The 11,844-nt window shown below is 66.2% G+C and carries 7 protein-coding genes; all 7 read right to left on the bottom strand.

Going from position 1 to position 11,844, the window contains the following annotated elements; all coding sequences use genetic code 11:
* Positions 1–27 precede the first annotated feature (27 nt).
* Entirely contained in the window at positions 28–1,539 is a 1,512-nt protein-coding gene (locus tag U5A52_RS33175) for an aldehyde dehydrogenase family protein (RefSeq protein ID WP_321938173.1), read from the bottom strand.
* On the bottom strand, positions 1,536–3,191 hold the full coding sequence (locus tag U5A52_RS33180; protein WP_321938175.1) for a GMC family oxidoreductase: 1,656 nt from the start codon (positions 3,189–3,191) through the stop codon (positions 1,536–1,538). Before U5A52_RS33180 ends, U5A52_RS33175 begins: the two co-directional genes overlap by 4 nt.
* 12 nt (positions 3,192–3,203) lie before the next feature.
* Positions 3,204–5,612, bottom strand: coding sequence for an efflux RND transporter permease subunit (locus tag U5A52_RS33185; protein WP_321938177.1), 2,409 nt, complete (start codon positions 5,610–5,612; stop codon positions 3,204–3,206).
* 7 nt (positions 5,613–5,619) lie between these two features.
* Positions 5,620–6,735, bottom strand: a complete 1,116-nt coding sequence (locus U5A52_RS33190; protein WP_321938179.1) for a glycosyl hydrolase — start codon at positions 6,733–6,735, stop codon at positions 5,620–5,622.
* A gap of 106 nt (positions 6,736–6,841) precedes the next feature.
* Entirely contained in the window at positions 6,842–8,203 is a 1,362-nt protein-coding gene (locus tag U5A52_RS33195; RefSeq protein ID WP_321938181.1) for a DUF1329 domain-containing protein, read from the bottom strand.
* A 13-nt stretch (positions 8,204–8,216) separates the two neighbouring features.
* Positions 8,217–9,914 (bottom strand): DUF1302 domain-containing protein, encoded by a 1,698-nt coding sequence (locus U5A52_RS33200; RefSeq protein ID WP_321938182.1) that lies wholly within the window; start codon positions 9,912–9,914, stop codon positions 8,217–8,219.
* 393 nt (positions 9,915–10,307) lie between these two features.
* Positions 10,308–11,726, bottom strand: a complete 1,419-nt coding sequence (locus U5A52_RS33205; protein ID WP_321938184.1) for an aldehyde dehydrogenase family protein — start codon at positions 11,724–11,726, stop codon at positions 10,308–10,310.
* Positions 11,727–11,844 lie beyond the last annotated feature (118 nt).

The raw sequence follows: 11,844 nt of genomic DNA on the forward strand, positions 1-11,844 counted from the left end.
CGATGCAATACGTGGGCGTGGCCCACATCAGGCCGGATGGCGCGGCGCGACCTTCGCGTACTGACGCGAGAGGCGCCGCAACGCGCGCAGCACGGCAAAGTCGTAAAGACGCCCAAAGGGTGGATGCATGGCCCGCACGAGGCTGTAAGGCCCCGCGCGGCGGTACACGGCGCGCGCGTGGCTGAAGCGCCGGAACCCTTCTATGCCGAAGCCGTAGGCGCCCGTGCCGCTATGCCCCACACCGCCGAACGGCAGGTCGGGCACGCTCAGATGCATGATCGTGTCGTTGATCGTCACGCCGCCCGAGAAGCTGCGTTCGAGCACGTGACGCACGTTCGCGCCGCTGCGCGAGAACACATAGAGGCCGAGCGGTTTGTCGCGAAGGCGCTGCCGGGCGAGCACGGTGTCGAGATCGTCGCGCGTGTGCAGCACCATGACGGGCCCGAACAGTTCCTCGCGGCTCGCGCGCGCCGTTTCGGGCGGGTCGATGATGACGACGGGGGCCATCTTGTGCGGCTCGTCGAGCGTCGCATGCGCGCCCATGTCCACGCCGAGCGTGCGGATCTGCGCGCCTTGCGCGCGCGCGTCGGCGACGATCGCCTTGAGGCGCTCGTACTGACGCGCACCAAAGACGCCGCAGACCTCGGGCGAGCCAATGCCGCCCGGCGACTGGCGGCGCACTTCGGCATCCATCGCGGTCAGCACCTTCTCGGCCACGGCGGGCGCGGCATAGACCGTATCGGGGCACAGGCAGCCCTGCCCCGCGTTGATGAGCTTGCCGAAGGCGAGCCGCTTGCCCGCTTCCCCGGTATCGGCATCCGGCATGATGTAGACGGGGCACTTGCCGCCCAGCTCGAGCGTGACGGGCGTGAGGTTGCGGCCCGCGGCCTCGACCACCACGCGGCCCACCGGCGTGCTCCCCGTGAAGAGCAGATGGTCGAACGGCAGCTTCGAGAATTCGGCGGACACGTCCGCGCCGCCCAGTGCGACCGTCACCTCGTCGGGATCGAAATACTCGCGCACGGCCGCGTCGATAGCGGCGGCGCAATGCGGCGTCTGGTCGCTCGGACGCAGGAACGCGCGGTTGCCGGCGGCGAGTATCGTGGCGAGCGGCAACAGCAGCAAGGTGATCGCGCCATTCCAGGGCGAGATCACGCCCACTACGCCGAGCGGCTGATACTCGATGGCCGCGCGCGCGCCGAACAGCGAGAACGGAGCGGGCGCGCGGCGCCGCTCGGGCTTCATCCAGCGCGCGACCGAGCGCTCGGCGCGGCGCAGCGCGTCGAGCGGCATGAACACTTCGTTCAGGCGCGCCAGTTCCGGCGCGCGGTTCGGAAAGTCGAGCTGCGAAGCGGCGACGATGCGCTCCGCGTGCGCGAGCGTCATCGCAATCGCGCGGCGCAGCCGGTCGCGGCGTACTTCGAGCGAGACGGGTTGCGCGGTGAGAAACGCCTCGCGCATGTGCGCAAGGCGCGCTTCGAGCGAAGCCGCGATGCCGGGCGGAGAGGAATGCGCCAGGTGCGGATAGCGGTCGTTCATTGAACCTCCAGGGTGGCGGCGCGTGCGAGCGTGCGGCCGCGAATGAAGTCGCTGCCGCGCTCGCCGATCATCACGGCCGCTGCATTGGTGTTGGCGCTCAACAGGCGCGGCATGACGGAGGCGTCCACCACGCGCAGGCCGCTCACGCCGCGCACGGCGAGCGTGGGGTCGAGCACCGCTTCATCGTCGCTGCCCATGCGGCAGGTGCCGACCGGGTGATAGCAGACGTTCGCATGCTCGCGCACGAACTGCGCCCAGCCAGCGTCCGTGGCGGGTAACGGCGCGGGCGTGCGCTCGCCGCGCACGAAGCGGCGCAGCGGCGGCGCGTCGAACAGGCGCTCGACGAGTTTGCACGCGCCGACTAGCGTGTCCACGTCGCGCGCATCGCCGAGCAACTGGTGCGAGACGAGCGGCAGCACGTCCGCGCCGGGGCCCTGCAGGCGCACGGCGCCGCGGCTGAACGGATGGCACACGTTGGCGGTGACCATCGCGGTCGGCTGGCGCGTCATCTCCGCTAGCGCCGCGCATTGCACGTCGGGCGTGATGTCGTAGCTGAGCGGCAGGAAATGCAGTTGCACGTCGGGTTCGTCGAGATCGGGACGCGTTTTCGCGCAGGCCATCGCCTGCACGGCGGGCGTGGCCATCGGGCCGCGCTTGCGCAACAGATAGTTCGCGAAGTGCCCCGCGATCTGCCACGGCGCCATCTGGCTGTTGTAGGTCGGCACATTGACGAACTTGTTCAGGCCCACGGCCACGTGCTCCTGAAGGTTCTGGCCCACCTCGGCGCGCTCGGCCACGACCTGAATGCCGAAGCGCCGCAATTGCGCCGCGGGCCCCACGCCCGAGCGCATCAGCAACGCAGGCGAGCCCATCGCCCCTGCGCTCACGATCACTTCGCGCCGCGCCGTGACGCGCAGACGCTCGCGCTCGCGCACAAGCTCGACGCCGACCGCTCGCTTGCCCTCGAACACCACACGCTCGGCCACGCCGTTGGTCAGCACGGTCAGGTTCGCGCGGCTGCGCGCGGAGGCCAGATAGCCGTGCGCCGTCGAGCAGCGATAGCCGTCGCGCTGCGTCGCGAGCGACATGAACGCGCCGGACTGGTTGCCGCCGCAATAGTCGTCGAGCGTGGGCAGGCCCTGTGCCGCACACGCGCTCAGGAACGCCTGCGAAAGCGGATGCGGATCGCGCTGATGCGAAACCGCAAGCGGCCCGCCGCTGCCATGACACTCGCTCGCGCCGCCCGCGTAGTCTTCGGCGCGGCGGAAAAACGGCAGGCATTCGTCGAAGCTCCAGCCTGCGCAGCCCATGGCCGCCCAATGATCGAAGTCGGCGCGCGAGCCGCGAATGTAGACCTGCCCGTTGATCGAGCTGCCGCCGCCGAGCAGCTTGCCGCCCGACCAGATGAAGCGGCGGCCCGCGATCGACGGGTCGTCCTCGCTCGGATATTTCCAGTCATAGCGCGCGTTGCCGATCAGCCGCGACATGCCTGCGGGCATGCGCACGAGAAACGAATCGGCCTCCCCGCCCGCCTCGATCAGGATCACGCGTACCGAGGGATCTTCGCTCAGGCGGCTCGCCACCACGCAGCCTGCGCTGCCGCCGCCCACGATCACATAGTCGGCTGTCAAGGCATGTTGTTTTCCACTCATTCGTATTCCTTATCAGACATGCGCGAGATTGACCGCACGGCGTGCGGGCACCGCGCGCAGCAGGAAGTGCGAGAGCGCGGGAATCAGGACCAGCGCGCCGAGCATGTTCCAGAGGAACATGAAAGTCAGCAGGATGCCCATGTCGGCCTGGAACTTGATGGGCGACCACGCCCACGTGATCACGCCCGCCGCGAGTGTGACGCCCACGAGCGCGACCACGCGTCCCGTGAAGCCGATGGCGCGCGCGTAGGCCTCTTCGAGCGGCAGGCCCGCGCGCTGCCACGACAACTGCACGCTCAGCAGATAGAGCGCGTAGTCGACACCGATGCCCACGCCAAGCGCGATCACGGGCAGCGTGGCGACCTTCACGCCGATGCCGAGCACCACCATGAGCGCCTCGCACATGATCGAGGTGAGCGCAAGCGGGATGATCGCAACGATCACGGCGCGCCAGTTGCGGAACGTGATGAAGCACAGCGCGATCACCGAGGCGTAGACGAGCAGCAGCATCTCGCGATTGGCCTTTTCGACAGTGATGTTGGTCGCCGCTTCGATGCCCGCCGAGCCCGCCGCGAGCAGGAACTGGATCTGCGAGGAGTCGTGCGCGGCCGCGAAGCGCTCGACGGCATCGACGATCTGCGCGAGCGTTTCCGCCTTGTGATCGGTGAGGTAGGCGATCACGGGCGTGACGGTCCAGTCCTTGTTGATGAGTTCGGGGTTGGAGTCCGACACCGCGTTGACGGCCTGGGTGAGCACCGACTGGTCGCGGTTGATCGTGAGCCACTTCGGCGAGCCTTCGAAGTTGCCGGCCGTGCCGAAGCGCACCATCTCCGAGGCCGTCGACACTTTCTGCACGAAGGGCAGCGCGCGCAGGTTCTGCGCGAGGCGGTCCTGCTCGATCAGCGCGGCATAGGTGCCGCCCAGGCCCGCGGGCGTCTTCACGATCACCACGAACTGGTCGCCGGAAAGACCATAGTGCTTCGCGAAGAACGCGCTGTCGCGGTTATAGGTGGAATCGGCGCGGAACTCGGGGGCGCCCGCATCGAGGTCGCCAATCTTGAGATTCAGGCTCACGAGCCAGGCGCCCGCGCCGAAGCAGGCCGCAATGACGAGCGCGGCGGCCGCATAGCGGCGGCGCGTGAAGTACGCGAGCTTCGCGAGGCCGTCGCGCGAGCCTTCGGCCGCGCTCGCGCGCATCGCGCGGCGCACGGCGCGCGGGCTCACCCCCGTGTACGAGAGCAGCACCGGGAACAGCACGAGGTTCGTGAACACGAGCACCGCAACGCCGAGGCTCGCCGTCAACGCCAGATGGCGAATGACGGGAATGTCGATCACGACGAGCACCGCGAAGCTCACCGCGTCGGCCACGAGCGCCGTGAAACCGGCGAGGAACAAACGCCGGAACGTGTGGCGCGCGGCCACGTACTTGTCGGTGCCCGCGCCAATGTCGCGCATGATGCCGTTCATCTTCTGCGCGCCGTGCGACACGCCGATCGCGAATACGAGGAACGGCACGAGCACCGAATACGGATCGATCGCAAAGCCCAGCATGCGCACGAGCCCCAGTTGCCAGACCACGGCGATCATCGAGCAGGCGAGAACGAGCAGCGTGCTGCGCAGGCAGCGCGTGTACCAGAAGATCACCACGCCGACCATCAGCGCCGCGACGCCGAAGTACATCATCACCTGCGTCATGCCGTTGATGAGGTCGCCCACGACCTGCGCGAAACCCACGACATGAATGCGCACTGTCGCGCTCTGGTTCGCGCGGATCTTCTCGTCGAGGTAGCGCGCGATCTGTGCGTAGTCGAGCGGCTGGCGCGTTTGCGGGTCCTTGTCGAGGAGCGGCACGAACACGGAGCTGGAGCGCTCGTCGTTCGACACGAGGCTGCCCACGAGCCCGGCGCGCTGCACGTTCTGTCGCAACCGCTCGCGCTTGGCGGGCGAACCGTCGAAGTCGTCGGGCATCACGGGGCCGCCCTTGAAACCCTGCTCGGTGAACTCGGTCCAGCGCACGCCCGGCGCCCACAGCGACTTCATGAACGGACGGTCCACGCCCGGCATCAGATAGGTCGCGTCGTGAACGCGTTCGAGCACGCGCAGATAGGCGGGATCGTAGATATCGCCGTTGACGTTCTCCACGTCGATGCGAATGGAATTGCCAAGGCTCGCAAGCGACAGGCGGTTCGCGAGGTAGTTGCGGATATAGCTCTGCGACTGCGGGAGCATCTGCTCGAAGCTCGCGTTGATCTCGGTCCTGAGCGCCTGCGCGCCAAGCACGAGCGTCACGATGGCGCACAGCAGCAGGATCAGGCGGCGGTGGTTGAAGATCAGTCGCTCGACCACGTTGCCCGAGCCCGTGTCGAATTCGGGCATCTCCTGCTCGACGGGCACCGCCTTGTATTGTTCGGGGGCGTTCATCAATACCTCACTTCGGGTCATGCGGGTCGCGCGTTATGCGCTGGCGGCCAATACCCTGATAGCCGGCCAGCACGAAGTCGTCGTTGCCGCCGTCGGCCACGACATCGGCAAACAGCATGGGCCGCGCTGCGCGCAGCGCGTGAAACGTCTGTGCGTCGTCGACGCTGTAGATCAGCTGGCCGCCTTCGGCCGTGAGCAGCAGCGTCTTGCCGTCCGCCGAAAACGCCGCCGACGTCAGGCTCGATTTCGCGCCGGTTTCGACGGGACGCCAGGTCGCGCCGCGATCGGCGCTGCGGTACGCGGTGCCGTTCAGGCCCACCGCGAGCAGGAGCCGCTCGTTGCCGACAATGCGAAAGAAACTACCCTTGTACGGCGGCGAAATCGCGACGAAGCGCTGCGCGGCGCGATCGAGGCGGTATACGCCGCCCTGCTCGCCCGCGATGTAGAGATCGCCGGCGATCTCGCGAATGTCGTTGAGATTGAGAAAGTTCGGATTGTCGATGTGGTCGAGCCACGGGCGCCATGTCTTGCCGCCGTCTTCGGTCGCCACGAGCATGCCGAACGAGCCCAGCGCATAGCCCACGCGATCGTTCTCGAAGTACACCGCGAGAAACGGCAGCGTGGGGCCGTCTTTCGTGTTGAGCGCCACCTGCTCGGCAAACGGCGCGAGTTGCTTGTCGCCCTTCTCGATGCGCGCCTGATAGTACGGCAGCAGCGTGCGCTGCGCGGCACGGCCGTCGAACTGCGTCGTCCACGTGTCGCCGCGGTCGGCGCTGTGCAGGATCACGCCGTCATGGCCCACGGCCCAGCCCTGCCCGGAAGGCGTGAAATAGAGCGCGACGAGATCGGACTGCACCGGCACCCGCGCCTGATGCCATGCGGCACCGCCGTCGTCGGAGATCAGGATGAGCCCGCGCAGCCCGGCGCCGACAAGGCGAACCTCCTTGCCCACCCCAACACGCGCGAGCGCGATGACGGGCTGCTGCAACAGCGCTGGCCCGGAGACCGCCACGGCGGGCGTGGCGAGCGGGTCGTTGAAGGCGGTGGGCGTCGCGGCGGGAGCGGCCACTGCGGCACCGAGCGCCGCGATGCTCACCAGTGCATGAATCAAAGCGATACGCATTCTGTATTCCATTGGATAGCGCCCTGGCGCGCGGCGGTGAGCGGGCGCGTCGCCCATCGTGCCTGCTCCGCTCACTGCCGCGATTCATCGGTCCATCGTTCGCGGCTTAACGCACGCCGCTCGAAGTCAGCGCGGAAGGCGTGAACTGGTTCATGTCGCCGAGCGCGTCCGAGGACTTCACGTAGTCGCTCGGGCGCGACATGCTGTTGATGTACAGCGTGCCCTTGCTCAGGTCGTAGATCAGCACGCCTTGCGCCGAGGTGCTCGCATCCCAGACCGGGAAGATCGGGTCGTACTGCACCCGCACGAGGTTGCTGCTCTGATCGAACCCGTCGACGGCCGTGATCGCCCAGGTGTCTTCATCCACGTAGAACGTGCGGTGCGGCTGCGAATGGCGCTTGCCGTCCTTGAGCGTGGCGTCCACGACCCACATGCGATGCAGTTCCCAGCGCGAGACATCGGGGTTGAATACGCGCTTGGCGAGCATCTTGTCCTGCGTTGCGAACATCATGCGGCCCGCGTTGTACGGGACATAGACTTCCTTCTTGCCGATCAGCTTGAAGTTGTAGCGATCGAGCTGGCCCGCAAATCCATACGGTTCGTCGTAGTTGAGCGCGCCGCCGTTCGCGGCGATCGGCGTGTCGTACGAGAACTCCGGCGCGAGCCGCGTGCGGCGCGTGCCCGGTGTGTAGACCCACGAGAGCTGCTGGTTCTTGACCCAGTCCATCGGGAACACCGTGAGGATCTTCGTGCCGACCTGCGACGACGGCCCGAGCCAGCGCGCAAGCTCATAGGTGTAGTAGTCGGTCGCCTGCGCCTTGGCCGGATCGCGGTACGGATAGGCGTAGTTGAGCGCCACGTGGCCGATATCGGTGACGTTGCTGTCCGCGTCGACGAGCCAGAACGAGAGCGAGAGCGCCGAGCTCACACCAAACGTGTTATGCAGCGCGGCGTTCCACATGACTTCAGTGCCCGTCTTCGGGATCGGGAACGGCACGCACGAATAGGCGCCCTGCACTGCGTCGCCCGACGCGCCGAGCTTGGCGCTTTCGGCGTTGCTCTTGCAGTGCGAGAGCCACGAATTGTCGTACGCGACGCTGCGGTGCGTGGGGTACACGTCGACGCGAAACTCCGGATACTTCTTGAGCATCGCGACCGTGCCCGGCGTGAGGCGATTTGAATAGGTCTCGTAGTTCGCCGCCGTGACCGAGAACAGCGGCTTCTCCTGATCGAACGGACCGACGTCCCATCGGCCGGAGCCCTTCTTCCACCCGGCCGGATCGGTCGAGGCCGGCAATCCACCGGTGTAGGCCGGAATGGTCTTGTCGGCGTTACCGGCCACCTCCGCGCCCCAGGGGGTCAGCGATTTGCCGAGCTCGTCCGCTTCCTGCTGCGAAACCGCTGCGGTCGCCACACCGCAGGCAAGCGTGAGCCCGAGGCCCGCCACAACGCTTTGAAGAACGCGCATGCTATGTCTCCGTTTAGAACTGAGCCGACACGGTCAGGGAAATCCAACCCTTGTCGTTGTAAAAGTAAGGACCGTTGCCGCCGGCGTAGTACTGCGGGCCGCCGGGGGCGAAACTGGTCATCCCGCCGCTGGTGTGGGCGTGATAGCCGTTGTATTGCAGCGTGACGTTGTACTTCTGCTGAATGAGCGCGTGAATGCCCGCTGTGTAGATCAGTTCTCCCTGGAATGTGCCGTTCGTGCTGGGCGTATTGCCCCACACGCCGTATTCGACGAAAAGCGGCATGTCCAGATCGACGCCCGGCCACACCTGCAGCCACTGCGGATCGAAGCTCACGGCAACGCCCACCGAGTTATTCGTCGAACAGCCGCTCCACTTGTTGCCCGTCGTGCACTCGGCGGTGTTGCCAACGCCGTTGTAGAGCGCCGCATTGCGCGTGGTGGCAGTCTTCTGCGTGAAGGCGACTTCAGCCATGGCCGTGCCGGTTTGCCACAGCGGAGAGCGCGTGAGACCCGCGACCACGTTGGCGATGATGTTGATCGTGTCGCCGCGCGCGCCTTCCTGCCCGCTCAGATCCGAAGGCAGCGGCCCGAGCCCGCTGTTGAGCGCCGTATTCTGGCGGTACGAGATTTCGAGCCCCGTGCTGTAGTCGCCGATCTGCTTGTCGAGGCTGAAGCCGTACAGGTGCACGTTCGAGGCGTAGGCCAGGTGATAGTTGGTCGCGCCCGTCGTGGGATTGACGCCAAGGAGCACCCACGGGTTCGTTTCGGTGAGGTTGCGGTAGTAGAAGCCCATCGTGCCGCCGGAAAGCCAGTTCGGCGACCACGTGTACTTCAGGCCGAAATCGTTATGAAAGCCATTGTTCGGCATGACGTCGTTGCCGCGCGGAATGCTGCCTTCGAGCAGGTTCGGGCCGTTGAACACGAAACCGTTCGTGCCGAGATAGGTGCCGCCTTCCGGGAAGCGGCTCGGCATGTATTCGAAGAAGTACTGGGCCGCCACCGACATGGTCGGATTGAGCTGCGTTTCGAACAGGATCTGGGCGCGCGGAATGGCGAGCTGCTTGGCCTGGGTGCCAGGCGTGGCCGCGCCCTGGATGCCGTCCGACGCGTTTTGGCCGTAGTTGATGCCCTGCGAACCAAAGATGAGCGCGTTGCCCCAGTACTGCGTCAGACGCCCGACCTTGATCGAGCCCGGCTGGCCGGCAAGGTTGAAATTCTTGAAGACGAAGGCGTCGAGCAGTTCGGCACCCTGCATGTAATAGCGCCGCGTGTAGCTGCTGAACTGGTTGTTCGCATACGAATTGAGCGCCGTGTACGGGATGCCCGGTGCGGCCTCGCCGGGATTGTTCCTGACGCCGCCGCCATAGGCGAAGTCCTTCCACAGCGAAGCACTGATGCGGAATCCGAAATCATTGCGGAATACCGCATCGAACTCAGTCAGGTCCGAAACGCGATTGGTGACGATATCGCCCGCGTGCGCGAACTTGTATTCCGATTCGCTCAGCAGCGGGTTGTTGCCGATGCCCGGGTTGATGCCCTGCGCACGCATGCCGAGGTTGTAGGCAATCGTGTTGTCCCAGTGGATTTCCCAGTCGGGATTGGTATCGAACTGGAACGCGTTTGCCGCGCCCGCCCAGGAAAACAACGACAGCACCGCAATCGATACCGCGGTCGCTCGCCTGCCTGATGCAAACTCTCCACGAAACTGCATACCTGTCTCCTGATTATGCTGCCCCTCGTCTTGTGCGCAGGGCTGTCTTTTATCGGCGTCATTGACGCGGCGTCGGGATGATTCCCGCTTTCTCTTGATTCGAACTACGAAATGCTTTGGCGTGTGCGCTACGCAACCGCTGTGCGTCATCGCGCGAACCGAACGGCGACACTGCCCGAAATGCACAGGACGGGTATGGCCGTTGTGGGAAAGTGTCGTTGAGTCGGCCGCCTCGCGCATCGTCGAAACTGACGATTTGATCGCCGGAGCGCGGCTCGCGGCGGCTTGCGGCCGTGCGCGCGAGCGGCGGCGGCCCCCGGCGGCAAGACGCAAAAAGCCGCCTGCCCGGCTTGCGGGCAGGCGGCTCCTGCTCAGGCGGTCAGGCCGTGGGGCTCAAGCCGCCTTGGGAATGAAGATCGACTTGGGCTGGGTGTATTCGAGCAGACCCGCAAGGCCGTTTTCGACGCCGAAGCCCGACTGCTTATGGCCGGCGAGCGGGATCATCGGCGTTGACTGAAGATTCTGGTTGATCCAGACAGTGCCGGTGTCGAGCCGCTTCGCCACCTCCACCGCGAGGTCCACGTTCTTGCTCCAGACCGCGCCTGCCAGGCCGTACTCAGTGTCGTTCGCGCGCGCGACCACCTCGTCCACGTCGCTGAAGCGCAGCAGCGGAAGCACCGGTCCGAACGCTTCCTCAACGACAACGCGCGCCGTATCGGGCGGGTTGTCCACGAGCGTGAGCGGAATGAAGTAGCCGCGATCCGGCACCGCGCCGCCTTCGAGCAGCGTGAGACCTTCGGCCTTCGCCTCGTCGATCATGGCTCGCACGCGCCGGTATTGCGGCGCGTTCTGCAGCGGGCCGAACACGCTCGCCGGGTCCGCGCCGTCGCCCACCTTGAGCTGCTTCGCGAGCGCGTGCAGGCGCTCGCGCATGGCGTCGTAGATCGAGTCGTGAATGAAGAGCCGCTTGGTCGCCACACAAACCTGGGCCGTGTTGTGGAACGCGCCGAAGAAAATCTGCTCCGCGACCTGCGCCACGTCCACGTCGCCGAACACGATCGCGGCATCGTTGCCGCCCAGCTCGAGCGTGATGCGCTTGAGGTCCTGCGCGGCCGAGGCCATCACCCGCTTGCCCGTCGCGGTCGAGCCCGTGAACGAGATCTTCGCGAAGCCCGCGTGGCTCGTCATCATCGGGCCGAGCGCGTCGCCGCCCGAGATCACGTTGAGCACGCCTGCCGGCAGCGCTTCGCGCAGCAGTTCGCCGAGGCGCAGCGTGCACAGCGGCGTGAACGGCGAAGGCTTGAGCACCATCGTATTGCCCGTGAGCAGCGCGGGCGCGATCTTCCACGCCGCCAGCAACACCGGAAAATTCCACGGCACGATCGCGCAGACCACGCCGAGCGGCTCGTGATGCACCTCGACGCGGCGTGCGGGTGTGTCCTCGACGATCTCCACCGGCACGGTCATCTTCGCGGTCAGCCTGAACCAGAACGAGGCGCCGAGAATCTCCTGCTTCGCACCTTCGAACGGACGGCCCTGCTCCTTCGTGAACAGTTCCGCCAGCTCGTCGGCATGGGCTTCGAGCAGTTCCGCCGCGCGGCGCAGCGCTTGTGCGCGCTCAGCGTGCGGCGTCGCGCGCCAGCCCGGCAGCGCGCGCTGCGCCGCCTCGACCGCGCGATCGAGGTCCTCTGCCGTGGCGTCGGGCACCGACGCGAAAACCTGCTCCGTGGCCGGATTGATCACATCAATCTTGCGCGGCGAACTGACCGGCACGCCGCCGATCGTCATCGTGTAGTCCACGCCGAAACTCATTGTTGTCTCCTCGCCTGTTGGCGTGTGCGGGATTGCACAGCGTTTTAATTATCTAATATCATTAGGCTAAAGTCACGAACCAGAAGACGCGGTTTTACCCGCATCTCTCCGGCATCGC

The organism is Paraburkholderia sp. J8-2 (genome assembly GCF_905220195.1).
Classification (GTDB): Bacteria; Pseudomonadota; Gammaproteobacteria; order Burkholderiales; family Burkholderiaceae; genus Paraburkholderia.

What these genes read in the sequence shown, in the direction of transcription:
- U5A52_RS33175 (WP_321938173.1), bottom strand. Translation starts at nt 1,539, where the DNA reads ATGAACGACCGCTATCCGCACCTGGCGCATTCCTCTCCGCCCGGCATC.
- U5A52_RS33180 (WP_321938175.1), bottom strand. Translation starts at nt 3,191, where the DNA reads ATGAGTGGAAAACAACATGCCTTGACAGCCGACTATGTGATCGTGGGC.
- U5A52_RS33185 (WP_321938177.1), bottom strand. Translation starts at nt 5,612, where the DNA reads ATGAACGCCCCCGAACAATACAAGGCGGTGCCCGTCGAGCAGGAGATG.
- U5A52_RS33190 (WP_321938179.1), bottom strand. Translation starts at nt 6,735, where the DNA reads ATGCGTATCGCTTTGATTCATGCACTGGTGAGCATCGCGGCGCTCGGT.
- U5A52_RS33195 (WP_321938181.1), bottom strand. Translation starts at nt 8,203, where the DNA reads ATGCGCGTTCTTCAAAGCGTTGTGGCGGGCCTCGGGCTCACGCTTGCC.
- U5A52_RS33200 (WP_321938182.1), bottom strand. Translation starts at nt 9,914, where the DNA reads ATGCAGTTTCGTGGAGAGTTTGCATCAGGCAGGCGAGCGACCGCGGTA.
- U5A52_RS33205 (WP_321938184.1), bottom strand. Translation starts at nt 11,726, where the DNA reads ATGAGTTTCGGCGTGGACTACACGATGACGATCGGCGGCGTGCCGGTC.